26 protein-coding genes are annotated in these 24650 nt (G+C 71.5%); 3 read left to right on the top strand and 23 right to left on the bottom strand.

Features of this window, described 5'->3' with window-relative positions; all coding sequences use genetic code 11:
* Positions 1-5: 5 nt before the first annotated feature.
* The 4 genes from hisF to AC57BS_RS08465 are packed head-to-tail and all read right to left on the bottom strand — an operon-like array spanning position 6 to position 3739.
* Positions 6-779, bottom strand: a complete 774-nt coding sequence (hisF, locus tag AC57BS_RS08480; RefSeq protein WP_496410988.1) for an imidazole glycerol phosphate synthase subunit HisF — start codon at positions 777-779, stop codon at positions 6-8.
* Positions 776-1222: an NUDIX hydrolase gene (locus tag AC57BS_RS08475; protein WP_496410987.1), complete on the bottom strand. Its 447-nt coding sequence runs from the start codon at positions 1220-1222 to the stop codon at positions 776-778. The genes hisF and AC57BS_RS08475 overlap by 4 nt, the downstream gene beginning before the upstream one ends.
* A 2-nt stretch (positions 1223-1224) precedes the next feature.
* Positions 1225-1971 carry a bifunctional 1-(5-phosphoribosyl)-5-((5-phosphoribosylamino)methylideneamino)imidazole-4-carboxamide isomerase/phosphoribosylanthranilate isomerase PriA gene (gene priA / locus AC57BS_RS08470; protein WP_496410986.1) on the bottom strand — a complete coding sequence of 249 codons (747 nt, stop codon included), beginning with the start codon at positions 1969-1971 and terminating at the stop codon, positions 1225-1227.
* A gap of 58 nt (positions 1972-2029) precedes the next feature.
* The gene (locus tag AC57BS_RS08465; RefSeq protein WP_496410985.1) at positions 2030-3739 is read right to left on the bottom strand and encodes an alkaline phosphatase family protein; all 1710 of its coding nucleotides are present in this window, start codon (positions 3737-3739) and stop codon (positions 2030-2032) included.
* 117 nt (positions 3740-3856) lie between these two features.
* Here AC57BS_RS08465 and AC57BS_RS08460 point away from each other — a divergent pair, with 117 nt between their 5' ends.
* The gene (locus AC57BS_RS08460) at positions 3857-4369 is read left to right on the top strand and encodes a hypothetical protein (protein ID WP_496410984.1); all 513 of its coding nucleotides are present in this window, start codon (positions 3857-3859) and stop codon (positions 4367-4369) included.
* 43 nt (positions 4370-4412) lie between these two features.
* On the opposite strand, the gene AC57BS_RS08455 is transcribed toward AC57BS_RS08460, so the two are convergent.
* From AC57BS_RS08455 to hisD, 5 genes are read right to left on the bottom strand one after another with little or no spacing between them, the layout of a single operon-like run.
* Positions 4413-4856, bottom strand: coding sequence for a DedA family protein (locus AC57BS_RS08455; protein ID WP_496410983.1), 444 nt, complete (start codon positions 4854-4856; stop codon positions 4413-4415).
* Positions 4857-4881: 25 nt separating this feature from the next.
* Positions 4882-5532 (bottom strand): imidazole glycerol phosphate synthase subunit HisH, encoded by a 651-nt coding sequence (hisH, locus tag AC57BS_RS08450; protein ID WP_496410982.1) that lies wholly within the window; start codon positions 5530-5532, stop codon positions 4882-4884.
* The gene (hisB, locus tag AC57BS_RS08445) at positions 5529-6137 is read right to left on the bottom strand and encodes an imidazoleglycerol-phosphate dehydratase HisB (protein WP_496410981.1); all 609 of its coding nucleotides are present in this window, start codon (positions 6135-6137) and stop codon (positions 5529-5531) included. The genes hisH and hisB overlap by 4 nt, the downstream gene beginning before the upstream one ends.
* The gene (locus tag AC57BS_RS08440) at positions 6134-7261 is read right to left on the bottom strand and encodes a histidinol-phosphate transaminase (protein WP_496410980.1); all 1128 of its coding nucleotides are present in this window, start codon (positions 7259-7261) and stop codon (positions 6134-6136) included. Before AC57BS_RS08440 ends, hisB begins: the two co-directional genes overlap by 4 nt.
* The gene (gene hisD, locus AC57BS_RS08435; protein ID WP_496410979.1) at positions 7258-8580 is read right to left on the bottom strand and encodes a histidinol dehydrogenase; all 1323 of its coding nucleotides are present in this window, start codon (positions 8578-8580) and stop codon (positions 7258-7260) included. Before hisD ends, AC57BS_RS08440 begins: the two co-directional genes overlap by 4 nt.
* Positions 8581-8659: 79 nt before the next feature.
* Between hisD and AC57BS_RS08430 the strand changes: the two genes are divergently transcribed.
* Both AC57BS_RS08430 and ybaK read left to right on the top strand, forming a co-directional pair.
* Entirely contained in the window at positions 8660-9325 is a 666-nt protein-coding gene (locus AC57BS_RS08430; RefSeq protein ID WP_496410978.1) for an LON peptidase substrate-binding domain-containing protein, read from the top strand.
* Positions 9326-9334: 9 nt separating this feature from the next.
* Entirely contained in the window at positions 9335-9826 is a 492-nt protein-coding gene (gene ybaK, locus AC57BS_RS08425) for a Cys-tRNA(Pro) deacylase (protein WP_496410977.1), read from the top strand.
* A gap of 29 nt (positions 9827-9855) precedes the next feature.
* Here the strand turns inward: ybaK and AC57BS_RS08420 are convergent, their stop codons facing one another.
* From AC57BS_RS08420 to ftsZ, 14 genes are all read right to left on the bottom strand, one after another.
* The gene (locus AC57BS_RS08420) at positions 9856-11487 is read right to left on the bottom strand and encodes a DUF3352 domain-containing protein (protein WP_496410976.1); all 1632 of its coding nucleotides are present in this window, start codon (positions 11485-11487) and stop codon (positions 9856-9858) included.
* A gap of 68 nt (positions 11488-11555) precedes the next feature.
* Positions 11556-12098: a hypothetical protein gene (locus AC57BS_RS08415; RefSeq protein ID WP_496410975.1), complete on the bottom strand. Its 543-nt coding sequence runs from the start codon at positions 12096-12098 to the stop codon at positions 11556-11558.
* Entirely contained in the window at positions 12095-15670 is a 3576-nt protein-coding gene (gene dnaE, locus AC57BS_RS08410) for a DNA polymerase III subunit alpha (RefSeq protein ID WP_496410974.1), read from the bottom strand. Before dnaE ends, AC57BS_RS08415 begins: the two co-directional genes overlap by 4 nt.
* Before the next feature lie 158 nt (positions 15671-15828).
* Entirely contained in the window at positions 15829-16791 is a 963-nt protein-coding gene (locus AC57BS_RS08405; RefSeq protein WP_496410973.1) for a DUF2332 domain-containing protein, read from the bottom strand.
* Positions 16792-16851: 60 nt separating this feature from the next.
* Complete coding sequence (locus AC57BS_RS08400; RefSeq protein ID WP_496410972.1) at positions 16852-17583, bottom strand: GNAT family N-acetyltransferase; 732 nt, start codon at positions 17581-17583, stop codon at positions 16852-16854.
* Between the two features lie 4 nt (positions 17584-17587).
* Positions 17588-18526 (bottom strand): RluA family pseudouridine synthase, encoded by a 939-nt coding sequence (locus AC57BS_RS08395; RefSeq protein WP_496410971.1) that lies wholly within the window; start codon positions 18524-18526, stop codon positions 17588-17590.
* A complete protein-coding gene (gene lspA / locus AC57BS_RS08390) occupies positions 18523-19137 on the bottom strand; it encodes a signal peptidase II (RefSeq protein WP_496410970.1) in 615 nt (204 codons plus the stop codon). Before lspA ends, AC57BS_RS08395 begins: the two co-directional genes overlap by 4 nt.
* Positions 19110-19982 (bottom strand): TraR/DksA family transcriptional regulator, encoded by an 873-nt coding sequence (locus AC57BS_RS08385; RefSeq protein WP_496410969.1) that lies wholly within the window; start codon positions 19980-19982, stop codon positions 19110-19112. Before AC57BS_RS08385 ends, lspA begins: the two co-directional genes overlap by 28 nt.
* A 181-nt stretch (positions 19983-20163) precedes the next feature.
* Positions 20164-20907: a DivIVA domain-containing protein gene (locus tag AC57BS_RS08380; RefSeq protein WP_496410968.1), complete on the bottom strand. Its 744-nt coding sequence runs from the start codon at positions 20905-20907 to the stop codon at positions 20164-20166.
* A 103-nt stretch (positions 20908-21010) separates the two neighbouring features.
* Complete coding sequence (locus AC57BS_RS08375; protein ID WP_129455097.1) at positions 21011-21304, bottom strand: YggT family protein; 294 nt, start codon at positions 21302-21304, stop codon at positions 21011-21013.
* A 14-nt stretch (positions 21305-21318) separates the two neighbouring features.
* Complete coding sequence (locus AC57BS_RS08370; RefSeq protein WP_496410967.1) at positions 21319-21804, bottom strand: cell division protein SepF; 486 nt, start codon at positions 21802-21804, stop codon at positions 21319-21321.
* 61 nt (positions 21805-21865) lie between these two features.
* Positions 21866-22567, bottom strand: coding sequence for a YggS family pyridoxal phosphate-dependent enzyme (locus tag AC57BS_RS08365; protein WP_496410966.1), 702 nt, complete (start codon positions 22565-22567; stop codon positions 21866-21868).
* Complete coding sequence (locus tag AC57BS_RS08360) at positions 22564-23259, bottom strand: purine nucleoside phosphorylase YfiH/LACC1 family protein (RefSeq protein ID WP_496410965.1); 696 nt, start codon at positions 23257-23259, stop codon at positions 22564-22566. The genes AC57BS_RS08365 and AC57BS_RS08360 overlap by 4 nt, the downstream gene beginning before the upstream one ends.
* Positions 23256-24515 (bottom strand): cell division protein FtsZ, encoded by a 1260-nt coding sequence (gene ftsZ, locus AC57BS_RS08355; RefSeq protein ID WP_496410964.1) that lies wholly within the window; start codon positions 24513-24515, stop codon positions 23256-23258. The genes AC57BS_RS08360 and ftsZ overlap by 4 nt, the downstream gene beginning before the upstream one ends.
* Positions 24516-24650 lie beyond the last annotated feature (135 nt).

Here is a 24650-nt window from a genome sequence, read left to right as displayed (position 1 = left end):
CCGGCTCAGCGGACCGGGTGACCGGCCGCGGACAGACCGGCCTTGACGTCGCCGATGCTGAGGGTGCCGAAGTGGAACACGGTCGCGGCCAGCACGGCGTCGGCGCCGGCCTCCACCGCGGGCGGGAAGTGCTCGACGGCACCGGCTCCCCCGCTGGCGATGACGGGGATGCTCACCTCGCGGCGTACGGCCCGGATGAGCTCGAGGTCGAAGCCGTCGGTGGTGCCGTCGGCGTCCATCGCGTTGAGCAGGATCTCGCCGGCACCGAGCTCGGCGGCGCGTACGGCCCACTCGACAGCGTCGAGCCCGGCGCTCTTGCGGCCGCCGTGGGTGGTGACCTCAAAGCCGCTCGCGGTGCGCTGCTGGTCCGGGCGGGTGCGCCGCGCGTCGACGCTGAGCACGAGCACCTGGTTGCCGAAGCGGTCGGCGATCTCGGCGACGAGCTCGGGGCGGTGGATGGCGGCGGTGTTGACCGCGACCTTGTCGGCGCCCGCTCGCAGCAGCCGGTCGACGTCCTCGACGCTGCTGACCCCGCCGCCGACGGTGAGCGGGATGAAGACCTCCTCGGCACACCGGCTCACCACCTCCATCGTGGTCGCGCGGCCCTCGTGGGAGGCGGAGATGTCGAGGAAGGTCAGCTCGTCGGCGCCCTCGGCGTCGTAGAGCCGGGCCAGCTCCACCGGGTCACCGGCGTCGCGGAGCTCGGTGAAGTTGACGCCCTTGACGACGCGGCCGCCGTCGACGTCGAGGCACGGGATGACGCGGATGGCGAGGCTCATGCGCGCATCCCCTCGGTCCGACGGGCGGCCAGCGCGACGTCGACGATCTCCGAGCGGGGCTGACCCTCGAGGTCGGCTAGCGGCACCCACGCGGCGTGGTCCGTCGAGCCGCCCACCTCGGTCGTCCCGAGCTCTCCCCCGTTGATGGTCGCCTCGAAGACGAACCTCTGCGACCGGAACCACCCGTCGAAGGTCCGGCCGCGGGCGGTGAAGTGGTGGTCGGCGACCAGCGCGCCCGGCTGCACGTGGTAGCCGGTCTCCTCGAGGACCTCCCGCACCAGGCCGTCGGTGATCGACTCGTCGAACTCGATGCCGCCGCCGGGCAGTGACCACTCGGGGTCGCTGTGGCCCTCGCCGTTCCACCAGGCGAGGAGCACCCGCTCGTCCTCGTCGACCAGCAGGGCGTACGCCGCCAGCCGGGTGTGGTAGTCGGTGAACTCCATGATCAGCTCGACCTCGTCAGGGCGAGCGCGTCCTCGAGGGTGAAGCGGCCCTCGTAGAGCGCGGTGCCGGCGATCGCGCCCTCGACGCCCTGGTCGACGAGGGTCATCAGCGCCCGGATGTCGTCGAGGGTGGTGACGCCGCCGCTGGCGACGACGGGCTTGTCGGTGGCGGCGCAGACGTCGCGCAGGAGCTGGAGGTTCGGGCCCTGGAGCATGCCGTCCTTGTTGACGTCGGTGACGACGTAGCGCGCGCACCCCTCGGAGTCGAGGCGCGCGAGCGTCTCGTAGAGGTCGCCGCCCTCGCGGGTCCAGCCGCGCGCCGCGAGCGTCGTCCCCCGTACGTCGAGGCCGACCGCGACCCGGTCGCCGTACGTCGCGATGGCCCTGGCGCACCACTCGGGCTGCTCGAGCGCGGCCGTACCGATGTTGACGCGTCGGCAGCCGGTGGCCATCGCGGCCTCGAGCGACTCGTCGTCGCGGATGCCGCCGCTCATCTCGACCTGGATGTCGAGCGTGCCGACGATCCTCGCCTGGAGGTCGCGGTTGTGCCCGTGCCCGAAGGCCGCGTCGAGGTCGACGAGGTGGATCCACTCCGCGCCGGCGTCCTGCCACCGCAGCGCGGCCTCGACCGGGTCGCCGAAGCGCTTCTCCGACCCGTCCACGCCCTGCACCAGCTGGACGGCCTGGCCGCCCTTGATGTCGACGGCGGGCAGGAGCTCGAGGTAGGGCTGCTCGGGGGTGCTGGGCATGGGTCGATCCTAGGAGTGGCGGTCCCGACAGCCTCCACCGTGGTGCCCGCGCGAGACGCTAGTGCCGGCTCCTCCCTCGTGTGGGCAGCTCGTGGGCGGTGCCGTCCATGGATCGGGTCGGCGCGATGCCCATGGCCCTCAGGATCGTCGGCATGATGTCGACCGACCTCACCTCGGCACGCAGGTCCAGGTGCGAGGTGTCGGCTCCGGCGAACACGATCGGGACCTGCTGCGACGCGCGCTGGATGCCTCCGTGGTCGCCGAGGACGGAGTACGTCGTGTCGTCGGGCAGGGTGGCGATCAGGTCGGGGCCGTAGTCGGCGGCCTGGGTGTCGACGAGCTCCTGGGCCTTCGCGGCGAACCATCGCCTCTCCGCGCCGTGCATGCGGTCCCAGCGGACCGGGGTCACCCGGTCGTAGTGGTCGCCGTCGCGCTGCCACACCGCAGTCACGTCGGGCAGGTCCTCCATGATGGCCGCCGCGTCGGCGACCGCTCCGGACGACTGGTCCTTGAGCCACACGTTGAGCGAGGAGTCGCTGTAGGAGAGGCCGACGTTGGTGGCTCCGGTCCCGTCGTCGGTGCCCTCTATGAGCGGGAGCAGGGCCTCCTGCGGCCGCAGGTAGGGGACGTCGTTGGCCGGCGAGCCGTAGTACCAGTTGAAGTAGCCGTAGTCGTTCTCCGGCTCGAAGTCGCCGTGGAAGTGGCCCTCGGCGGCCGCGACGGAGCCGTGGTCGGCGGTGAGGACGACGAGCGTGTCGTCGAGCTGGCCGCTGTCCTCGAGCGCCTGCATGATCCGGGCGACCTGCGCGTCGGCGGTCGCCGCCGCGTACTCCATGTGCGTCATCGGGTCGTAGCCGGGCGTTGCTCCCTCGGGGTCGTTGACACCACCCCACATGTGGGCGGCCTTGTCGACGCCCGGAAGGCTGACGAAGATGCCGCTCCAGGCGTCGCCCTCCTGGCCCATGATCTCGAGCACCGCGTCGGTGGCCCACACGTCACCGCCCGCCTGGGCCGCGTCGTTGCCCACGACGTAGCGGTTGTCGGTCGCGGGGTAGAGCTGGGCCGGGAACTGTCCGGTGTCGTAGATGGTGTCGCGCCGGGCCAGCCACCGGGAGCCGCATGCGGCGGAGAAGTACGCCGGCACGTTGAAGCCGGTCGGCTGGCGGTAGCGCGTGGTGGATCCGTCGGGGTTGGGGCAGGTCGGGCCGCTCCCGAACGTGATCGTCGAGGTGTTCGCCGAGCCGGGACCGCTGAGCCCCCAGGCGGCGTACCCCTTGGGGCTGACGGTGAACACCTTGCCGGTGTCGTCGAGGTAGTCGGAGAGGTGGGGGTAGCCGGCCGCCTGCTGCAGCGGCGCCATCTGCGTGCGACCGAAGTTGCTCGTGATGTAGAGGCCTCCGGGGGCTCCCAGGAGTCCGTCGACGTCGCGGTAGCCCTCAGTGGTCCAGCCCATGTTCTTGGGCAGGGCGCCCGTCGTGACCACGTTGTGGGTGACGACGGTGACCGACCCGGTGTGGCCGAGGTAGCCGTTGGGCGTGTCGACGCCGTCCTTCATGAGCGCCTCGACGTGGCGCATGTCGTAGGTCTCGACGATCTCCTTGCTGAGCGCGTCCACGACGATGATCACGACCTTCGTCGGCCGCTCCGCATGCCCCGGCCCGTGCCGGTCGCGGTCCCCGGCCTGGGCACCCGACTGGGTCCCCGCGACGGTGATCGCGACCGCAACGGCGGTGACGACGGCGAGCAGGCGGGCATGGTGCCGGGCCATCACGACTCCCTCCACGCACGCGGCGGCGCTGCCGCGGTCGTTGAGCCGAACGTAGACCCGGCCCGCACCCGCGGCAATCCCCCGGGATGGGGAGGTCGGCTCGGCTAGCGTGGCCCCGTGATCGGGGACCAGTGGGGCGTGAGCGACGCGGAGGTGCGGCGCCACTACGGGTGCGACGACCTGGTCCTCGTCCCGACGATGGAGGCGTGGCGCGGGGTCACGGTGCACGCCCAGCCGGACGTCGTCTGGGCGCGGGTGCGGCAGGTGCGGGTGGCGCCGTACTCCTACGACCTCGTCGACAACCTCGGCAGCCGGTCGCCGCGCGAGCTCCTCGACGTGCCGGAGCCGCAGGTCGGCGACCCGTTCACCCGTGCGTTCGGCCGCGACCAGGGCCGGGTCGTGGCGGTGGACCCCGGTCGGGAGCTGACCGCGCAGATCATGGGCGCCCACATGACGTACGCCGTGCTGCCGCACCCACGCGGCTCACGGCTCGTGCTCAAGGTGGTCGCCCGTACGAACCGGTGGTTGGCGCCGCTCCTCTCCGTCGGCGACCTCGTGATGGCCCGCAAGCAGCTGCTGACCCTCAAGGAGCTCGCCGAGCGCGACGCCCGTGACGGCCTGGGGCGCTGACCCTCGAGCCACGGCGGCGACGACCGCTTTTTCGGGCCGTCGCTCAGTCGGTGACGCGCCGGCGCAGCAGCCGTCGTACGGCGACGGCGGTGAGTCCGGCCGTCGCGAGCACGGCGAGCAGCAGCCACGGTCGGCTGCTCCCCCAGAACGTCTCCACGACCGCGATGCCAACCGTCAGGTAGACCCCGGCCCACAGCAGGGCACCGAGGAACAGCGCGGACACGTAGCGGCGCAGCGGCATGCGGAGCGTCCCCGCCGCCAGGTTCACCGCGGTCTGGACACCCACGGTCAGGAAGCACAGCGTGACCGCAGGCGCTCCGAACCGGCGTACGACGTCCTCGCCCCGCCGCATCCAGGCCGCGTCGAGGCGCCAGCGTCGTCCGGCGGCACCTCGTGCCGTACGCCCCACGGCGTAGGTGGCGCCTGCCCGGCAGAACGCGACCACCACGAGGAAGGCGTAGAGCGGCAGGACCGGCCAGTCGGGCACGCGTCCATCCTCCCAGCAGGCCAGGTCAGGCCAGCGAGGACACCCAGTTGCGCAGCAGCGCGGCGCCCGCGTCGCCGGACTTCTCGGGGTGGAACTGGGTGGCCGACAGGGGGCCGTTCTCCACGGCGGCGACGAACCGGTCGCCCCCGTGCTCGGCCCAGGTCACGAGCGGCGCGGCCGTCCGGTCGTTGGTCACGAGGTCCCAGGAGCGGGCGGCGTAGGAGTGCACGAAGTAGAAGCGCTCGTCCTCGACCCCCGCGAAGAGGCGGGTCCCTTCGGGCGCCTCGACGGTGTTCCAGCCCATGTGGGGCACCACGTCGGCCTCGAGCCGGGTGACCAGGCCGGGCCACTCGGCGCACCCGTCGGTCTCCACGCCGTGCTCGACGCCGCCGGCGAACAGGATCTGCATCCCGACGCAGATGCCGAGCACCGGGCGTCCGCCGGCGAGGCGACGTCCGATGATCCGCTCGCCCTTGATCTCACGCAGGCCGGCCATGCACGCGGCGTACGCCCCGACGCCCGGCACGACGAGACCGTCGGCCGCGAGGGCGGTGTCGAAGTCGCTGGTCAGCGTCACCGACGCGCCGGCCCGCTCGACGGCGCGCACGACCGAGCGGAGGTTGCCCGAGCCGTAGTCGAGGACGACGACGTCGGGAGGGCTCGCAGGCTCGCTCACAGGCTGCCCTTGGTCGACGGCACGCCCGTCTCGCGCGGGTCGATCGCCACGGCGTCGCGGAACGCCCGGGCGAACGCCTTGTACTGGGTCTCGACGATGTGGTGCGGGTCGCGACCCGCGAGCACGCGGACGTGCAGACCGAAGTGGCCGTGCTGCGCGATCGACTCGAAGACGTGCTGCGTCAGCGAGCCCATGTAGGGCACGCCGGAGCCGCCGATGGCGACGTAGACCTGTCCCTCGGGCTCGCCCGTGTGCACGCAGTAGGGGCGACCGGAGACGTCGACGACGGCCTGGACCAGCGCCTCGTCGAGCGGGACGGTCGCGTCGCCGAACCGGCGGATCCCGGACTTGTCGCCGAGTGCCTCGCGCAGGGCCTGGCCGAGCACGATCGCGGTGTCCTCCACCGAGTGGTGCGCGTCGATGTGGGTGTCGCCCTCGGTGCGGACCACGAGGTCGACGAGCGAGTGACGGGCGAACGCGTCGAGCATGTGGTCGTAGAAGCCCACGCCGGTGGACACCTCGGAGCGGCCGGTGCCGTCGAGGTCCACCTCGACGAGGACCTTCGACTCCTTGGTGCTGCGCTCGATCTTCGCGGTGCGGCTCATGCCGGGTCCTCCGTCGTGTCGATTGTGTCCAGCAGTGCCTGCCGGAATGCTGCCATCTCGTCGGGCGTGCCCACCGAGACCCGCAACCAGCCGTCGGGCCCGGTCTCACGGATCAGCACACCGCGGTCGACCAGACCCTGCCAGACCGCGTGGCGGTCGGCGAAGCGGCCGAAGAGCACGAAGTTGGCGTCGGAGTCGGCGACCTCGAAGCCCTGCTCGCGCAGCCAGGTGACCGTCGCGTCGCGCTCGGCACGCAGGTCGTCGACCCGGCCGAGCAGCTCGGGCGCGTGCCGCAGCGCGGCCAGGGCGGTCGCCTGGGTGACGGCCGAGAGGTGGTAAGGCAGCCGTACGACCCGGATCGCGTCGCAGATCGCCGGGTCCGCGGCGAGGTAGCCCAGCCGCGCCCCGGCGAGGGCGAACGCCTTGCTCATCGTGCGGGTGACCACCAGGTTGCGGTGCCGGGGCAGCAGCTCCAGCGCGCTCGGTGTGCCGGCGCGCCGGAACTCGCCGTACGCCTCGTCGACGACGACCAGTCCGCCCGGCTCGTAGGAGGCGGCCGCCTCGCACAGCATGGTCACCGCCTCGGGCGGCAGCGCCGTGCCGGTGGGGTTGTTGGGGCTCGGCAGCAGCACCACCGAGGGCTGCCGCTCGAGCACGAGCCGTCTCGCGGCGTCGAGGTCGAGGGAGAAGTCCTCGGCCCGGTGGCCGGCCACCCACTCCGTCATGGTGTCGCGGGCGTACTCGGGATACATCGAGTAGGTCGGTGCGAACGACAGCGCGACCCGTCCCGGTCCGCCGAAGGCCTGGAGCAGCTGGAGCATGACCTCGTTGGAGCCGTTGGCGGCCCACACCATGTCCGGGGTGATGCCGGATCCGCCGGAGGTGTCGAGGTACGCCGCCAGAGCCGTGCGCAGCTCGACGAACTCGCGGTCGGGGTAGCGGTTGAGCGAGGCCGCGGCCTCGCCGACGGCGCGCGCGATGTCGGCCGCCGCCTCCGGCGAGGGGCCGTAGGGGTTCTCGTTGACGTTGAGCTGGACCGGGGCCTGCTCCAGCGAGAGCTGCGGCGCGCCATAGGGCTCGATCCCCTGCAGCTCCTCGCGCAGGGGTGGGAAGGCCGGGCTCACTGCGCCGACCGGCCCGGCTCGAAGCGCACGCTGACCGCCTGGCCGTGGCCGGGGAGGTCCTCGGCCTCCGCCAGCGTCACGACGTGGTCGGCCACCTCGGCCAGCGCCGCCTGCGAGTAGTCGACGACGTGGACCGAGCGCGTGAACGCGCGCACCGACAGCCCGCTCGAGTGGCAGGCGCAGCCCGCCGTGGGCAGCACGTGGTTGGACCCGGCGCAGTAGTCGCCCAGGGACACCGGAGCCCAGGGGCCGACGAAGATCGCCCCGGCGTTGCGGACGCGCGCGGCGTGCGCGGACGCGTCGCGGGTGAGGATCTCGAGGTGCTCGGCGGCGTAGGCGTCGACGACCGCGACACCCTGGTCCATGTCGTCGACCAGGACGATGCCGGACTGCCGCCCGCCGAGCGCGGTGCGGATCCGCTCGGTGTGGCGGGTCTCGAAGACCTGCTTCTCCAGCTCGGTCTCCACCGCGTCGGCGAGGTCCGTGGAGTCGGTGACCAGCACGGACGCGGCCATCGGGTCGTGCTCGGCCTGGCTGATCAGGTCGGCCGCCACGAACGCGGGCTCGGCGCTGTCGTCGGCCAGGATGGCGATCTCGGTCGGCCCGGCCTCGGAGTCGATGCCGACGACGCCGCGCAGCAGCCGCTTGGCGGCGGCGACGTAGATGTTGCCAGGACCGGTGACCAGGTCGACCCGCTCGCACGGGCCCGCGCCGTGGGCGAACATCGCGATCGCCTGCGCGCCACCGACGGCGTACACCTCGTCGACGCCGAGCAGCGCGCACGCGGCCAGGATGGTGGGCTCCGGCAGTCCGCCGCGGGTCTTCTGCGGCGGGCTCGCCAGGGCGATCGAGGGCACGCCGGCGACCTGGGCGGGCACGACGTTCATCACGACGCTGCTGACGAGCGGGGCGAGGCCACCGGGGACGTAGAGCCCGACCCGGCCGATCGGGACCTTGCGGTGCGTCACGGTCGCGCCCGGGGCCACCTCGCTGGTGACGTCGCGCTCGAGCTCGGCCTCGCTGGTCGCCCGCAGCCGCCGGATCGACTCCTCGAGGCCGGCGCGCACGGCGGGGTCGAGCTCGGCGAGGGCGCGGTCGAGGGCCTCCCGGGGGACCCGGATGTCCTCGACCCGCACGCCGTCGAAGCGCTCGGAGAGCTCCGTGATCGCCTCGACGCCCCGTGCGCGGACCGCGTCGATGATGGGCTGCACCTGATGCGTGGCGGCCTCGACGTCGAACTCGGCGCGAGGCACGCTCGTGCGGTAGTCGACGGACGCCGGGTCGGCGCCCCTGAGGTCGATGCGGCGGATCAGGGACATGCCGTCGATTCTAGGTTCCCCGGCGGGTCGGGCCGAAGTCGCGGGCGTGGGGTGGACAGCGGCGACTACTGTCACAGGTGTGAGCGATCCGCTGCCGATGTTCCCGTTGAGCACCGTGGTGTTCCCGGGGATGAGCGTGCCGCTCCACGTGTTCGAGGACCGCTACCGGATGCTCGTACGCCACCTGCTCGAGGTCGGCGATCCGGCGCAGCGCGTCTTCGGCACGGTCGCCATCCGCGAGGGCTACGAGGTCGGTGACCACGGCGCCCAGTCGGTCTACCGGGTGGGCTGCATGCTCCAGCTGACCGAGGTCGAGCGCCGCGGCGACGGGACCTTCGACATCGTGGCGGTGGCCCGCGAACGGCTGGTGCTCGAGGAGATGCAGCGCGGCGCCGACTTCCCCCAGGGCGTCGCCGCGGTCCTGCCCGAGCCGGACGTCGAGGTGCCGCAGGACCTGCTCGACCGTGCCCGCGCGACCTTCACCGCCTTCCGGGTCGCGATGACCGAGCTCCAGGGTGACCCCTACAGCGGGTCGCTCCCCCGCGACCCCGACTACCTCGCGTGGACGCTGTCCGCCCTCGCTCCGCTCCCGATGGCCGAGCGCCAGTCGCTGCTCGAGGCGACCGACGCGACCGAGCGGCTCATCCTCGTCACGCAGCTGCTGACCGACGAGCTGCGCGCCATCAACGTGATCCCGTCGCTGCCCGCCACCCAGGTCGCGCGTACGGCCTGGTCGCCCAACTGACGCTCCTCGATGGCGAAGAAGACCCGCGCCGCGGGAGGTACGCCCGCCACGGTCGCGCTCACGCAGGCCGGCATCGCCTACGAGGTCCGGGCCTACGAGCACGATCCCCGGGCGGAGTCGTTCGGCCTGGAGGCCGCCGAGGCGCTGGGCGTCGAGCCGGCCCGGGTCTTCAAGACCCTGCTCGCCTCGCTCGACGGCACCCTGGTCGTCGGCATCGTGCCGGTGTCGGGCCACCTCGACCTCAAGGCGCTCGCCCGCGCGCTGGACGGCAGCAAGGCCGTGATGGCCGAGGTGGGCGCGGCCGAGCGGGCCACGGGCTACGTCGCCGGCGGCATCTCCCCCATCGGCCAGAAGCGCCCGCACCGTACGGTCCTCGACGCCTCTGCGCTCGACCACGGCACCATCCTGGTCTCGGGCGGACGGCGCGGCCTCGACCTCGAGCTCGCACCGCAGGACCTGGTGGCGATCACCGGAGCGGTGACCGCCACCATCGGTCGCTGATCGGCGGCGGGTGTCCCGGCCGACCGCGGTCAGTCGGTCGTGACCTTCATGAGGCCGTGGACGACCTCGTCGTCGACCCAGGTGCTGAACCCGAACGCGGCCAGCGGCTCGAGGTTCTCGCTCACCTCGGGCATGTCCTCGGTGAGGCGCACGAGCCAGTCGTCGTCGGCGTTGAAGTTGACGAACATCACCGACTGGGCCTCGTCGGCGTCCACGACCTCGGAGTAGGTCGCGCTGTCGCCGAGGCTGCCCCCGCCCTCCAGCGCCCCGCGGTAGTCGTCCGCGAGGGCGAGCACGGCGTAGCCGTCGCCCTCGGTGACCTGGAGGTACTCGGCGGCCTCGGGCCCGGCCTGGGCGCTGATCTTGTCGAGCACGGCCTGGATCTCGTCGGCGTCACCCTTGATGCGGATGCCGGCCGGCACCTCGCCCGGCCCACCGTTGGCGACGGCGTCGGGGTCGAGCCCGCCGCCCATCGACACGGTCACGCCGTCGCCGAGCAGCGTCTCGACGTCCTCGGGGAAGGCGAGGCCGGTCTCGGACTCGAACTGGGCGAGCTGCTCGTCGATGGACGCCGACTCGTCGGGCGCGAGGGTCTTGACGTAGTCGAGCAGCCCCTGCGCCCAGCCCTCCTCGAGGGCGAAGCCGAACGCTGCGACCGTGTCCTCCGGAAGGCTGGAGATCATCTCGACGCCCTCCTCGCTCTCGATGTAGCGGGTGAGGTCCTTGTTGTAGTTGGACATGGCGTACTCGACCTCGACCGCGCCGTCGGCGAAGCGGACGGTGGCGGCCGCGCCGTCGAAGTCGTTGATCATCTGCTGGAGCTCCTCGGGGACCTCCTCGGTCTCGCTCATGGCGCCGGGCTCCGCGCCGAGGGCCCCGGGCATGCCCATCATGCCCATGCCGCCGAGGTCCTCGACGTACTTGGTGACGCCCTTGGCGACGTACACCGACATGAAGCCGTCGTCGCCCGCCTCGCCGGTCCACTGCGCGAAGGAGGAGTCGGCGGCCAGCGAGGACCCGTCCGCGGCGTCGACGACCTGCTGGGCGATCTCCTTGGTCTCGGCCACGACCATCCAGTCGCCGTCGACGACCCAGCCCCCGGCGTCCCCATCGGTCTCTGCGCCGCAGGTCTCGACCAGCCGGGCCACGCCGTCCTCGGCCTTGCCTGCATCGGTCACCTGGATCACCCCGACGGGAGCCGGCTCGTCCTCACCGAGATCGACGGCGGCCATCGCAGCCCGCGAGCCGAGCCACGGCTTGACGTCGTCGGCGTAGTCGATGCCTTCACACGCACTTGACTTGAGGACCTCCTCGAACAGCCGCTCGCGCAGGTCGTCGTCGGTCTCGAGGTCGACGTTGTCGGCGAACCCGGGGAACTTGCGCAGGGTCTTGATGGCCTCGATCTTCTGGCCGCCGCTCGGGTCGAGGTCGACGCTGAAGTAGGCGACCGTCGAGTCGGGCAGGGCCTCGGCCGGCTGTGAGCCGGTGGCGAAGAAGCTGGTGGCGGCCCAGGCACCGCCCGCGACCACGGCACCGCCGGCGACGATGGCGCCGAGCGCGATGAGGCGCTTCTTGTTGTCGTTGGACGGCGCGGCCTCGACCGGCCCCGATCCGTCGAGGTACTCGGGGCCGTTGGTCGGACCACCCGGTGTCATGCTCATTTGGTTCTGCTCCCCCGTTGCACGGTTCCCGGCGGGCGCCGGGACTGCCCTGTGCGGGCGTGCAAAGCCTACCCACGCGGACGCCGGACGAACCCTCGACTTCCCAAGAGGTAGGTGCCGACCAGACCAGTCATCGCGCCGGCCGGCAGCGCGAGCAGGGCGGTCGAGTGCCAGGGCACCCGACCCTGGTCGGGAGCGGTCAGACCGAGGTCTCCGGGCAGCGGCGTGTAGTCGGGTTGCCCGGCAGCCAGGGCCTGCGGGTCGCCCGGGCCGAGCGCGTGACCCACGGCGTACATCACGAAGGCTGCGGCGCCCGCACCGACGAGCACGCTGACCAGCGTCGCGGTCTCGTGGCCCCGCCACATCCCGGCCAGGACCGCGAGCACCAGTCCGAGCGGGAAGGCGATCACGACGAACAGCGCGATCGCCTCGAAGGAGAAGTCCGGTCCGGCCGGCTCGAGGTACCAGGTGCCCTGGTAGGCCAGGCCCGTCGGCGCCTGCCACAGCCGCTCCCACAGCACACCGCCCGCGGCGCCGCCGGCGGCGAACAGCACGAGCACGGACACCACCCGTCGCACCGGTGAGGACTGTCGCGTGGCGGGCTCGCTCATCCCGTCAGGCACCCGGGGCCGAGGAGCTGCTTGAGGTCGGCGAACAGCGCCGGGCTCGGGCTGACCCTCAGGTTGTCGTCGAGGCGCAGCACCTTGGTCGAGCTCCGGGTCAGCAGCCGCAGCTGGACCTCGGTCATGCCGGGGTGCGTGCCGAGGACGTCGCGGAGCTGGGCCACGACCGGCGGTGTGCACCGGGTCGACGGCAGGCTGATCACGACCGGGCCGGCCGGGCCCTGGGTGAGGTCGGGCGCGGTGACCTCCTGCGCGCGCAGCTCGGGCTGGTCCTTGTCGCGCGAGAGCTGGCCCTTGATCCGGACGATGTTGTCCTCGACGAGCAGGGTCGAGGCCAGCGTGTAGGCACTGGGGAACAGCAGCACGTCGATCGCGCCGTCGAGGTCCTCGAGGGTGATCGTGGCCCACGGATCGCCCCGCTTGGTGATCTTGCGCGAGACCGAGGTGATGAGGCCGCTGACGGTGAGGGTGGAGTTGTGGGCACGCTCCTCGTCGAGCAGGAGCTGGCCGATGGTGCAGTCGGTGCCCTGGGACAGCACGTGCTCGAGGCCGAGGAGCGGGTGGTCGGAGACGTAGAGCCCGAGCATCTCCCGCTCGTGGCCGAGCAGGGTCATCTTGTCCCAGTCGTCGATGTCGGGGATGGTCACGCTGACCCCGAAGCCCGCGTCGTCGTCACCGTCGCCGAGGCCGCCGAAGAGCGAGTCCTGCCCGATCGCCTCGTTCTTCTTGAGGTCGACGAACTGGTCGACGGCCGTCTCGTGGACCGCGGCGAGCGCGCGGCGCTTGTGCTTCATGTCGTCGAACGCGCCGGCCTTGATCAGCGACTCCACGACCCGCTTGTTGCAGACGAGGGCGGGGACCTTCTCCATGAAGTCGTTGAAGTCGGCGTAGCGGCCCTTCTCCTCGCGGGCGGCCACGATGCCGGCGACGACGTTGTGGCCGACGTTGCGCACGGCGGTGAGGCCGAAGCGGATGTCGTTGCCGACCGGGGTGAAGTCGGCGTGGGACTCGTTGACGTCGGGTGGCAGGACCTGGATCTTCATCCGGCGGCACTCGTTGAGGTAGATCGCCATCTTGTCCTTGTCGTCCTTCACGGACGTGAGGAGCGCCGCCATGTACTCGGTGCGGTAGTTGGCCTTGAGGTAGGCGGTCCAGTAGGTGATGACGCCGTAGGCCGCGGAGTGCGACTTGTTGAAGGCGTAGTCGGAGAACGGGAGCAGGATCTCCCACAGCTTGTCGATCGCGACCTGCGGGAAGCCCCGCTCGAGCATGCCGGCCTGGAACCCGGCGTACTGCTTGTCGAGCTCCTCCTTCTTCTTCTTGCCCATCGCGCGGCGCAGGTTGTCGGCGGCGCCCAGGGTGAAGCCGGCGAGCACCTGCGCGATCGCCATCACCTGCTCCTGGTAGACGATCAGGCCGTAGGTCTCCCCCAGCACCGGCTCGAGCGCCTCGGCGAGCGCCGGGTGGATCGGCTCGATCGCCTCGCGGCCGTTCTTGCGGCGGGCGTACTTGTTGTGCGAGTCGGCGCCCATCGGGCCGGGGCGGTAGAGCGCGCTGACGGCCGTGATGTCGGCGAACGCGTCGGGCTGCAGCGAGCGGAGCAGCGACCGCATGCCCGAGCCGTCGAGCTGGAAGACGCCGAGCGTGTCACCGCGGCCCATCAGCTCGTAGGTCGCGCGGTCCTCGAAGCCCAGCTCCTCCAGGACGACCTTCTCGCCCCGGTTGACCTCGATGTTGGCGATCGCGTCGTCGAGGATGCGGAGGTTGGACAGGCCGAGGAAGTCCATCTTGACCAGGCCGAGCGACTCGCACATCGGGTAGTCGAACTGGGTGATGACCGCGCCGTCCTGCGGCCGGGCCATGATCGGCACGATGTCGATGAGCGGCTCGCTCGACATGATCACGCCGGCGGCGTGCACGCCCCAGTTGCGGATCTGGCCCTCGAGGCCGACGGCGGTCTCGTAGATCGTCCGGACGTCGGGGTCCTGTCCGTGCAGCGCGCGGAACTCCCCGCCGTCGTTGTAGCGCTTGTGGTCGGCGTTGAAGATGTCCTTGAGCGCGACACCCTTGCCCATCACGTCGGCCGGGTAGGCCTTGGTGATCCGGTCGCCGATCGCGAAGCCGTGGTCGAGGACGCGAGCGGCGTCCTTGATCGCGGCCTTGGCCTTGAGCCGTCCGAACGTCGCGATCTGGGCGACGCGGTCGGCGCCGTACTTCTCGCTGACGTAGTGGATGACCTCGCCGCGGCGGGCGTCGTCGAAGTCGATGTCGAAGTCGGGCATCGACGGTCGCTCGGGGTTGAGGAACCGCTCGAAGAACAGGCCGTGCTCGAGCGGGCACAGGTCGGTGATGCGCAGCGCGTAGGCCGCGATCGAGCCCGCACCGGACCCGCGACCGGGACCGACGCGGATGCCGTTGTCCTTGGCCCAGTTGATGAAGTCGGCGACCACGAGGTAGTAGCCGCAGTAGCCCTTCTGGGAGATGATCGCGAGCTCCATCTCGACCCGCTCGCGGACCTCCTGGGTCGTCTGCTCGCCGGGGTAGCGGGCCTCGATGCCGCGCCAGACCTCCTTGCGGAACCACGACTCCTCGGTCTCGCCGGCCGGCACGTCGGCGCGCGCCATGTAGCCGCCGGTGGACTCGGTGAACTCGACCTCGCAGCGTTCGGCGATCGCGAGGGTGTTGTCGCACGCCTCGGGCATCCCGAAGCGGTCTGCCCACAGCTCGCGCATCTCGGCGGCCGACTTGATGTAGTAGCCGCCGCCGTCGAACTTGAGCCGGTTGGTGTCGGAGAGTCGCTTGCCCGACGCGACGCAGATGAGTGCGTCGTGGGCGGCGGCGTCCTCGGGGTTGTTGTAGTGGGAGTCGTTGGTGGCGATGGGCGGGAGGCCCATCTGCTTGCCGAGGCGCAGCAGGTCGTCGCGGACGCGCTTCTCGATGTCGATGCCGTGGTCCATCAGCTCGAGGAAGACGTTGTCGCGGCCGAAGATGTCCTGGAGCTCGGCGGCCTCGCGGACCGCCTCGTCGTACTGGCCCAGGCGCAGCCGGGTCTGGATCGCGCCGCTGGGGCAGCCGGTGCTGACGATCAGCCCCTTGCTGTGCTCGGCGAGGATCTCCTTGTCCATCCGGGGCTTGAAGTAGTAGCCCTCGAGGCTCGAGCGCGAGGACAGCCGGAACAGGTTGTGCATGCCCTCGGTGGTCTCGGCCCACATCGTCATGTGGGTGTAGGCGCCGCCGCCGGCGACGTCGTTGCCGCCCTCCTCGGCCAGGTCACCCTGCCCCCACCGGACCCGGCGGCGCTCGCCACGCTGGGTGCCGGGGGTGATGTAGGCCTCGATGCCGATGATCGGCTTCACGCCGTGCTTGCGCGCCTTGGAGTAGAAGTCGTAAGCGCCGTGCAGGTTGCCGTGGTCGGTCATCGCGATCGCCGGCATGCCGAGGTCGCTCGTGCGGCTGAACAGGCCGTCGAGCAGCGACGCCCCGTCGAGCATGGAGTACTCGGTGTGCACGTGCAGGTGCACGAAGCTGTCCGCGGAGCTGGTGGAGGAGCCGGCCGACATGGAGGTGACTTCCGCGCCTTTCGTGGGTCGCTGACAAGGGTCGTACGAGGGTGCTGACTGCTCAGCGGGGCCACGCAGTTCGGGAAGGGGGGAAGAGCAGCAAGCCTACGTCAGTCTGCCCGGCCCCACCGACAGGACACACGCCGCGTCCGAGGTGCTCACAGCCAGTCGATCGCGTGGCCGTGGCCGTGGGCGTACGCCACCGGGACGCCGTCCAACGCGGTCACGAAACGCCCCGACGGGACGTCGCGGTCGCCGGTGACCCGGGGCAGCACGCGCCTGCCCTCGTTGCTGATCCAGCGGCACCTGCCGGCGGCCACGAGCCCCGTCATGAGGTCGTGGAACCGCTCCCGATCCGACTCCTCGAGGTAGGCGACCACGGCGGAGTGGAACACCACCGGGGTGCCGTGGGGAGCCGCCTCGTCCAGCAGGCCCGGAAGGTGGTCGAACAGGTCCCCGCACCGCAACGCCGGCGGCTCGGCGCGGGCCACCTCGATCGCCGCGCGTAGCCGGTCGCGCCGCTCGTCCTGCTCGGGCCAGACGAGGGTCTCCAGCCACGCCGTCGCGTCGTGGTCGGTCACGTCGAGGGGGTTGAGGTCGACACCGCCGCGCCAGACGACGTCGACGTGGGCGGTCGGCACCGGCAGCGGGCCCGTGGCCCGCGCGGTCAGCAGCGGACCACCGCTCCCGAGCAGCGAGCCTACGGTCGGCCAGTCGTAGTCGTACCGGTCGGGGAAGAGGCACAGGCCCGCGCTGGCGCCCACCTCCACCAGTGCGAGCGGCCCCTCGACGAGGCCGAGCACGGGGGCCAGCGTGGCCAGCCGTCCCGCCTCGTTGGTCTGGGTCGCCCGCGTCATGACGGTCTCGCGGACCGCCGGCTCCTGCTCGCGCAGCACGCGGCGCAACCCCTCGTACGGGCCCGGGGCGGGCGCGCCGTGCCAGCGCGCGGCGGCGAAGACCAGGTTGGGCTGGCGCTTGATCGACGGCAGGGTGCCGAGCCACTCGAGCACCTCCTCGTCACCGACGACGCCGAGCGCCCACTCCTCGAAGCACGGCGAGTCGCCCGCGGCGTACGTCGCGAAGTCGCGGTACTCCTCGATCACGTCGTCATGGAGCAGCATGGCGCCCATCCTGCCCGGCGGCCGGCTCGAAGACCCGGACAGTGGAGCGTACGGCCGGTCCTAGCGGACGGCGGCTCCACTGTCGGCGGCGTCGAGGGACTCGGTGATGATCACGTCGACGATCCGCGCGACCCGCTCGACACCGAGGTCGGGCACCACCGCGGCCACCCGGGCGACGATCTCCGCCTCCCGGCGGGGGTCCCGCTCGCCCGAGGGCTTGACCGCCTGGATCGCGCGGGTCAGCGCCGTACGCCGGGCGAGCACGTCGCCGAGCGCCAGGTCGACGTCGTCGATCATCGAGCGGAAGCAGGCCAGGGCGTCAGCACCGGGCCACACGAGTCGGATGTCGGGCGCCCGCTCCTCGTTGGCCGAGCCGTCGGTGCGCTCCAAGGACACGAAGCCGTGCCGAGCGTAGAACTCCCGGGCGGGTCGGTTGGACTCGAACACCCACAGCCCGATGCCGTCGGGGTGCAGGGCCAGAACACGGGCCAGGAGGAGGCTGCCGACGCCGCGGCCCTGCGCGTCGGGCAGCACGTAGAGGTCGTCGAGCCACGTCGTGGTGGCGCGGGTGTAGCCCACCACCCGGCCGTCGAGGACGGCCACGCACACGTCGTACGCCGCCAGGTCCCAGTCGGCCACCCACGCCCGGGCCTCGTCGTCGCTGTGGATGCTCGGCGGGAACGCCGGGCCGGCGCCCGCGCGGGCAACGAGGTGGACGTCGGCGATCGAGGCCAGGTCCTCCTCGGAGGCCGGGCGGAGCTCGACGTCGGTGTGCATCGCGTCGGTGCTCATCTCGTCAGCGTTCGTCCCGGATGACGTCGAGCGCGTGCGCGAGGTCGTCGGGGTAGGTGGACTCGTAGCTGACCTGCTCGCCGGTCTCGGGGTGCTCGAAGCCGAGCCGCATGGCGTGCAGCCACTGCCGCTGGAGGCCGAGCCGCGCGGCGAGCGTCGGGTCGGCGCCGTAGGTCAGGTCGCCGACGCACGGGTGCTTGAGCGCACTCATGTGCACGCGGATCTGGTGGGTGCGGCCCGTCTCGAGGTGGACCTCGAGCAGGCTGGCGAAGCGGTGCGCCTCGAGCGTCTCGTAGTGGGTGATGCTGTGCCGCCCGTCGGCCATGACGGCGAACTTGTAGTCGTGGTGCGGGTGCCGGCCGATCGGGGCGTCCACCGTGCCGGAGAGCGGGTCGGGGTGCCCCTGGACGAGCGCGTGGTAGGTCTTGTCGACCGTGCGGTGGCGGAAGGCGTTCTTGAGCACGGAGTAGGCGCGCTCGGACTTGCAGATCACCATCACGCCGCTGGTGCCGACGTCGAGGCGCTGGACGATGCCCTGCCGCTCGCTCGCGCCGCTGGTCGAGATCCGGAAACCGGCGCCCGCGAGGTGGCCGACGACCGTCGGCCCGCTCCAGCCGGGCGAGGGGTGCACGGCGACACCGACGGGCTTGTCGATCACCACGATGGCGTCGTCGTCGTGGATGATCCGGATCCCCTCGACGATCTCCGGCACGACCTCGAGCGGGTCGGTCTCGGCGGGGATGGTGACATCGAGCATCGCGCCCCCGTGGACCCGGTCGCTCTTGCCGACGGCCGTGCCGTCGACGTGGACGAGGCCCTGGGAGATCAGGTCGGCCGCCTTGGTGCGCGAGAACCCGAACATGCGCGCCATCGCGGCGTCGACGCGCTCACCGGCCAGCCCGTCGGGCACGAAGACGGTGCGCTGCTCGGCTCGGGTGCTCACGCCACCGACCCGGAGCCGGGCTCGGACCCGGGCTGGGCCTCAGGCCGCTCGCGGTCCTTGCCGGCGGAGTCGTCGCGGGTGCCGTCGAGGTTGATGCCCCGGAAGGTCTGCAGGATGATCAGCCCAGCCGCGACGTTGATGCAGATGTCGGCGATGTTGAACACCGGCCAGTTGGGCAGCATCAGGAAGTCGACCACGTGCCCGTGGAACGGCTCGGGCGGGCGCACGATCCGGTCGGTGAGGTTGCCCCCCACGCCACCGAGCAGGATGCCGAGGGCGAGCGCCCAGCCCGTGCTGGCGATCCGACGGCTCAGCCACAGGACGACCACCACGGCGACCATGGCGAGCGCGGTGAAGACGATCGTGAAGTCCGTCCCGGTGCTGAAGGCCGCACCCGGGTTGAACGTCAGGTGGAAGGTGAACCAGTCGCCGAGGACCGGGATGTCACCGTCCGCCAGCGCGGACAGCGCCCACTGCTTCGTGGCGAGGTCCAGGGAGTACGCCAGCAGGGCCACGCCAGCGAAGACCAGCCGCGCGTCGACGCGCCGGCGGGCAGGGACGGAATCGGCCTGGTCGCTGGGGTTCAGCGACGCTCCTCGCGCTGCTTGCATGACATGCACAGTGTGGCATGGGGCACCGCCATCAACCGATTCTTGCCGATGGGGTTGCCGCAGGAGTCGCACACGCCGTAGGTGCCGTCGTCGATGTGCGACAGCGCACGGCTGATCTGCTCCAGCGTCTCGCGCTCCTTGGCGAGCACGGTGAGCTCGTGGTCGCGCTCGAAGCTGGTCGCCCCGACGTCGGCCTGGTCCTGACCGGCGCCGTCGCCGGCATCGCGCATCAGCCCCGCGAGCTCCTGCTCGGACTGGCCGACGATCGTCGTGAGGCGGTCCTGGTGCTCCTTGAGCTCCTTGACGACCTCGTTGAGCTCGGCGCGGGTCCAGGCGTCCTCGCCGTCGAGGACCACGAGGGTGGAGGGGGTGGCCTTGCGTGCCTTCTTCGCCGGCGCGGCCTTCTTGGCGGGCGTCGGGGCGGCCTTCGTCACGGGCGCAGCTTTCTTGGTAGGGGTGGCGGTCTTCGTTGCGGTCTTCTTGGCGGGCGCGGTCTTCTTGGCTGCGGCCTTCTTCGCGGGCGCGGTCTTCTTGGCTGCGGCCTTCTTCGCGGGCGCGGTCTTCTTGGCTGCGGCCTTCTTCGCCGGAGCGGTCGCCTTCTTGGCGGCGGCCTTCTTCGCCGGAGCGGCCTTCTTGGCTGCGGTCTTCTTCGCCGGCGTGGCCTTCTTGGCCGGCGCGGCCTTCTTGGCTGCGCCCTTCGTGGCCGGAGCGGCCTTCTTCGCTGCCGACTTCTTCGCAGGCGACGTCGCAGCCGGCGCGTCCTTGGCGGCTCCGCGGCGGCCGATCACGCGCTTCGCAGCGGCGGCGGCCGTACCGGCCAGGGACTTGCGCGTGGTGCCAGCCATCTCCGAGGGCCTCCAGCATGCGTCGGGTGTGGCAGGAACCACACGGTGGCAGGGAGGCTAGCCGCTGCCGCCTGACGAACCAACAGCGGCTCGCCGAAATGCGAGAACGACCACCCGTAGGGGCGGTCGTTCTCGCTTTTCAGAGGCCTGTTCGAAGGCCGGGGCGCACAGCGCGGAGGGATCAGCCCTCGTCGTCGCCGAGCACGGAGCGCAGGCGCTTGGGCGCGTTGCCGCTCTCGACGGGCGCCTGCGTCTCGCTGCCGTTGTTGAGCGCCTCCAGCTGCTGCGTGAAGTAGGTCTTCAGGCGGGAGCGGTACTCGCGCTCGAACTGGCGGAGGGTCTCGACGTCGCTGTTGAGCTTGTCGCGCTCCTTCTCCAGGTCGCCGAACATCTGCTGGCGGCGCTCGGCGGTCTCGGAGTCGAGCATCTGCGAGCGCTGGCGGGCGTCGGCCTCCATGCGGTCGGCCTTGGTCTTCGACTCGGACTCGAGGCGCTCGGCCTTGGTGCGCGCGGCGCCGACGATGCGGTCGGCCTCGTTCTTGGCGTCCTCGACGAGCTCGTCGGCGTTGCGGGTCGCGATCTCGAGCAGGCGGGCTGCGGCGTTGGACGCGTCGGCGACGGTCTCCACCCGCACCGTCTGCACGGGCGCGGCGGCGACCGGCGCGGCGGCGACGGGCTCCGGCTCGGGCTCGGGCTCCGGCTCGGGGGTCGGCGCGAACGACACAGGAGCAGCGGCAGGCGCCGAGGCCCCACCGGACTGAGCGGCCGACAGCTTGGACCGCAGGTCGTCGTTCTCCTTGGTCAGCCGGGCGAGCTCGGCCTCGACCTCGTCGAGGAACTGGTCCACCTCGCCCATGTCGTAGCCCTCACGGAGACGGACAGGCGTAAAGCGCTTGTTGCTCACGTCCTCAGGCGTCAGCGGCATGACCTCACCAAACTTTCACGATCGATAATCACGGTGGCTCTGCTGTCAGGAGACAATAGCGCCCGGGTAGCCGCGGGGCACAGTGACCCGTGTGGCGGATGGTTCAGAGCCCGAAGATGGTGGCGACCACGTTGAGCAGCAGCCATGCTCCCACCATCACGAGCAGGAAGCTCAGGTCGAGCGCGACCGAGCCGATGCGGAGCGGGGGCACGACCTTGCGGAGCGCCACGATGGGCGGGTCCGTGGTCGTGTAGACGCCCTCCAGAGCAACCAGGAGCGGGCCGCGCGGCTCCCACTGGCGCGCGAAGACCTGCACCCAGTCCACGATGAACCGCACCCACAGGAGCGCGATGAACAGGAAGAGGAGGACGTAGAGGATCTGGCCGATGGCTTGCACGAGTCGAGTATGGGTCAGCTCTGGTTGAAGAAGCCGTCCTCGGCGATCCGCTCCTTGTCCTCGGCCGAGACCGCGACGTTGGGCGGCGAGAGCAGGAAGACCTTGTTGGTCACGCGCTCGATGGTGCCTCGGGTGGCGAAGATCAGGCCGGCAGCGAAGTCGACGAGGCGCTTGGCATCGTTGTCGTCCATCTCACTGAGGTTCATGATCACGGGCGTGCCGTCGCGGTAGTTCTCACCGATCAGGCGTGCCTCGTTGTAGTTGCGGGGGTGCAGGGTGGTGATGCGGCTCAACTCGGCCACGACTCCCGTCTGGACCGAGGCCGGTCGACGGCGCTCGGCAAGGTCGGACACTGGGGCTGGGCGACGCTCCCGCGCGACGGGGCGCTGGTCGACAGCGTCGTGCGTCGTGGTCTCGGTGTCGCCGTCGTAGTCGTCGTAGTGGCCGGTGTCCTCGAGCAGGCCGAGGTACTCGCCGATCTTGCGCATCGCGCCGCTCATGAGACAGATCCTCCGCTAGACCTGGTGCACCGTTCGGTACACCTGTTGACTGTTGTGGACATTACTGGACCGCAGGCCTCGGACCGAGGACCGCGGAGCCGACACGCACGTGTGTCGCACCGCACGCGATGGCCGCCTCGAGGTCACCGCTCATCCCCGCGGACAGCACGGTGGCGCCGGGGTGCTCGCGCACGAGCTCCTGGTGCACGTCCGCGAGCCTCGCGAAGGCCGTACGGGGGTCCTCCCCCAGCGGCGCGACAGCCATCAGGCCGCGCAGCCGCAGCAGGTCGGCCTCGACCACCCGGCGGGCGAGGTCGGGCAGGTCGGCGGGTGCTGCGCCGGACCGGTGGTCGGACCCGGGCGGGTCGAGGCTGACCTGCAGCAGCACGTCGACCTCCGCCCCACGCTCCTGGGCGCCACGCGAGAGCGGGCCCACGAGCTTGGCGCGGTCGACCGACTCGACCACGTCGGCGTACGCCGCGACGGCGGCCGCCTTGTTGGACTGCAGGCCGCCGATGAAGTGCCACCGCAGCCCGAGGTCGGCGCACTCGGCGGCCTTGGCCTCCGCCTCCTGGTGGCGGTTCTCCCCCACGTCGGTGACGCCGAGGTCGGCGAGGATGCGCACGTCGGAGGCGGGGAAGAACTTGGTGACCACGACGAGCGCGACGTCGTCCTCCGGTCGGCCGGCCTCCGTGCAGGCGTCGCGGATGCGCCGGCGTACGGCGTCGAGGTTGGCGGCGATCTCGCCCTGGCGCCCGCTCACGGGTGGCTCCAGATGACGCCGGCGAAGCGGGTGGCGTCGGCTCCGTCACGCCGGTGGGACGGCCACGACGGGTCCTCGCGCGTGCAGGAGTCGACCGCGCGGACGTCGGTGATGCCGGCGGCGTCGAGCTGTGCACGTACGCCGGCGCCGAGGTCGAGGGCGGGAGTGCCCCAGGAGGTGGTGGAGCGTGACTCGGGGACGAGCGCCGCGACCTCGTCCTGCAGGTCGGCGGGCACCTCGTAGCAGGCTCCGCACACGTGCGGGCCGATCCACGCGACGCTCGGGTCACCACCCCGCTCGCGCACAGCCGTGATCGCTGCAGGGACGACGCCGGCCGCGAGACCGGGACGCCCACTGTGCACCGCCGCGATCCAGCCCGTGGCGGGGTCGGCCAGCAGCACCGGCACGCAGTCGGCGGCGCGCGCGAGCAGCGCGACACCGGTCTGCGCGGTGATCATCGCGTCCCCGACGAGGGCGCCGCTGGCACGGCGGTCGTCGATGAAGTCGACGCGAGCACCGTGCACCTGGCGCATCAGCACGGGCGTCGCACCCGTCTCCTCCGCGACGGCGCGCAGCGCGGCCGCCCGCACCTCGTCCTCGGCCGCGTCACCGAGGCTGAGGGAGACGTCGGTGAAGGCGACCTCGATCACGAGGTCGCCTTCGATCCGATCGCGGTGGCGGAGCAGGGTCACTTCAGGAAGTCGGGCACGTCGAGGTCGTCGTCGTCGAACTGCACCTGACGGGCAGGCCGCGACTGGGCCGGCTGCTGGGCGGGCTGGCTCGACTGCGACGGCCCAGACTGCTGCCCCGACTGCTGGGCGGGCTGCTGGGTCGGCTGGGGCGACGACGGCGCGAAGGTCGTGGTCGCCGGGCCGGACGACGCCGACTCGGAGCGTGCCGGCGCCTGCGTCGCGAGCTGCTGGGCGGCGGCGCGGGTCTGCTCCTGTGTCTGGGCCGGCTGGCCCTGGCGCAGCACGTTGCCGTCGGAGCGACGCTTGGGCATGCCGCCGTCGAAGCCGGCCGCGATCACGGTCACCCGCACCTCGTCGCCCAGCGCGTCGTCGATGGTCGCGCCGAAGATGATGTTGGCCTCGGCGTGGGCGGCCTGGGAGACCAGCGCGGCGGCCTCGTTGATCTCGAAGAGGCCGAGGTCCGAGCCGCCGGCGATGGAGAGCAGGACGCCGTGGGCACCCTCGATGCTCGCCTCGAGCAGCGGGCTGGAGACCGCCATCTCGGCGGCCGCGACCGCACGGTCCTCGCCGCGGGCCGAGCCGATGCCCATGAGGGCGGAGCCGGCATTGGCCATCACGGACTTGACGTCGGCGAAGTCGAGGTTGATCAGGCCCGGGGTGGTGATCAGGTCGGTGATGCCCGAGACACCCTGGAGCAGCACCTGGTCGGCCTGCTTGAAGGCGTCGAGGATGGACACGCTGCGGTCGGTGATCGACAGCAGCCGGTCGTTGGGGATGACGATGAGGGTGTCGACCTCCTCGCGGAGCTGGCTGATGCCCTCCTCCGCGGAGTTGGCGCGGCGCCGGCCCTCGAAGGCGAACGGCCGGGTCACGACGCCGATCGTCAGGGCGCCCAGGGAGCGGGCGATGCGGGCCACCACGGGCGCGCCGCCGGTGCCGGTGCCGCCACCCTCGCCGGCGGTCACGAACACCATGTCGGCGCCCTTGATGACCTCCTCGATCTCGTCGGCGTGGTCCTCGGCCGCCTTCGCCCCCACCTCGGGGTTGGCGCCGGCACCGAGGCCGCGGGTGAGCTCGCGACCGATGTCGAGCTTGACGTCGGCGTCGCTCATGAGGAGTGCCTGGGCGTCGGTGTTGATCGCGATGAACTCGACACCCTTGAGGCCGACCTCGATCATCCGGTTGACGGCGTTGACGCCGCCGCCACCGATGCCCACGACCTTGATGATCGCCAGGTAGTTCTGCGCTGCTGCCACGGCTCCGGGGCCTTCCTTGAGTGGGTCTGTGTGACGTAGGGGGTGCGGGTCGACTGCTGCTGTCCCTCGGGCCTGCGGAACCCTAACCGTGAACCTGAGGGTTATAGTTATGTCAACCTCGCCTTTCGCTAGACC

It is taken from the genome of Nocardioides sp. BGA-UO-ETr-FS32 (genome assembly GCF_059567905.1).
Note: the sequence above shows the minus strand (reverse complement) of the source record. Positions and strands in the feature narration are given on the sequence as shown.